This is a genomic window from Flammeovirga sp. EKP202 (genome assembly GCF_014534745.1).
Classification (GTDB): Bacteria; Bacteroidota; Bacteroidia; order Cytophagales; family Flammeovirgaceae; genus Flammeovirga.
In genome coordinates this window covers 1-1241 of the sequence record NZ_JACVVP010000113.1, presented here as the reverse complement: position 1 = coordinate 1241, position 1241 = coordinate 1, and the positions used below count along the sequence as shown (strand labels likewise).

Below are 1241 nucleotides of genomic sequence, written 5' to 3'. Positions count from 1 at the left end.
TTCGGTAAGTTTTATAATTCGAACTACATTTTATAATTTAGAGGATAGTTGAGAGACAAAACTTACCTCAACTGTTGTAGCACATTGAATAATGACTGAAGAGCACAGAATAATATTGAAAGCAATTGAGGAAGCACTGAACAGAGACCCTTCTCTTCGATTTGGGCAAGCATTGTTCAATTTAAGCATTAACGAATTTGTAAATCCCGAGAACCCTTCAGAAGCTGATTACAGAATGAGAGACATTCATGGAGATAAAGATTTGGATATCATTGCTCGAATCAGAAGACAGCATGAATGGCGAGGACTTCAGCAAAAAATTATGAGTGCGCTTGAACGACCAGAATTGAATGGAATTGGTGGGATGACTGTAAATGAGCGACTTTATGCTTCAGGACTATTGGATGATTTTGATAAATACAAAAAGTCAAATAAACAATTCGCCCAATTTATTCTGGAAAGGCTAAAAGTTGACAGAGTTTCAATTGATAAAATACTTGAATGAAAGAGCAAAGCACAGATATAGAATTCTTAATTTCGGCTTTTGCATACTCTTTTGCCTCTATGAATGAAACTTTCTATCTCAGAAAAAGAGATTTGAAAGTTATTGGAGTTCATATTTTTGACCATTCATTAGTTTCTGAGTGTAAATCCGAATACGAGTCAGGCTTGACCAAAGAGGAAGAACGGGATATTAAAGAGGCGATTATAGCTAATGAAAAAACTACGATACCCATATTTTTATTCCTCGTTTGACAAAAGAGCAACGATTTGAAATTATGGCTGACTTCATTAATTCAATCGAAGACTACAAAGATGAGCTTAACAAGAACTATAAATCTCTAATTGATTCAACCGAAAATTATGGAATTGAATTCTTTAAAAAAGGAATTAAGGCTGGAGTGGAAATGGAATGTTTGACAAATGGAATTGAGAATGAGAATCTCAAATCTAAATGGACTGAATTCTATAGAAATAAGACTAGGACAATTGCTCTTGAATGGTTTAATAAAGAAAAAAACGTGCTACAATCGAGTAGAGCGCCGCTAGGCGATTAGCCTAGCGGAGACCCTCTCACACCACCGTACGTACGGACCGCGTATACGGCGGTTGATTACCGTTCAGCTAATTTCTTGTAGATATCGGACATAGATGTAATGCCTGCTTTAGACACTACTTGTTCGATCATTCTACTAAAATTTAAAACCTAGTCCTGCTTTGTAAAGGCTAGCCTATTCTTC

3 protein-coding genes are annotated in these 1241 nt (G+C 35.9%); all 3 read left to right on the top strand.

The genetic code is table 11. The features are described from left to right. Nucleotides 1-91 precede the first annotated feature (91 nt). From IC221_RS29715 to IC221_RS29160, 3 genes are read left to right on the top strand one after another with little or no spacing between them, the layout of a single operon-like run. Nucleotides 92-505 (top strand): hypothetical protein, encoded by a 414-nt coding sequence (locus IC221_RS29715; protein ID WP_223241535.1) that lies wholly within the window; start codon nucleotides 92-94, stop codon nucleotides 503-505. Further along, the gene (locus IC221_RS29165) at nucleotides 502-756 is read left to right on the top strand and encodes a hypothetical protein (RefSeq protein ID WP_188172309.1); all 255 of its coding nucleotides are present in this window, start codon (nucleotides 502-504) and stop codon (nucleotides 754-756) included. Before IC221_RS29715 ends, IC221_RS29165 begins: the two co-directional genes overlap by 4 nt. Nucleotides 757-779: 23 nt before the next feature. Continuing rightward, nucleotides 780-1058 (top strand): hypothetical protein, encoded by a 279-nt coding sequence (locus tag IC221_RS29160; protein WP_188172308.1) that lies wholly within the window; start codon nucleotides 780-782, stop codon nucleotides 1056-1058. Nucleotides 1059-1241: the final 183 nt, after the last annotated feature.

Bases quoted from the DNA above. Each gene is read 5' to 3' on its own strand.
- IC221_RS29715 (WP_223241535.1), top strand. From the start codon at position 92: ATGACTGAAGAGCACAGAATAATATTGAAAGCAATTGAGGAAGCACTG.
- IC221_RS29165 (WP_188172309.1), top strand. From the start codon at position 502: ATGAAAGAGCAAAGCACAGATATAGAATTCTTAATTTCGGCTTTTGCA.
- IC221_RS29160 (WP_188172308.1), top strand. From the start codon at position 780: ATGGCTGACTTCATTAATTCAATCGAAGACTACAAAGATGAGCTTAAC.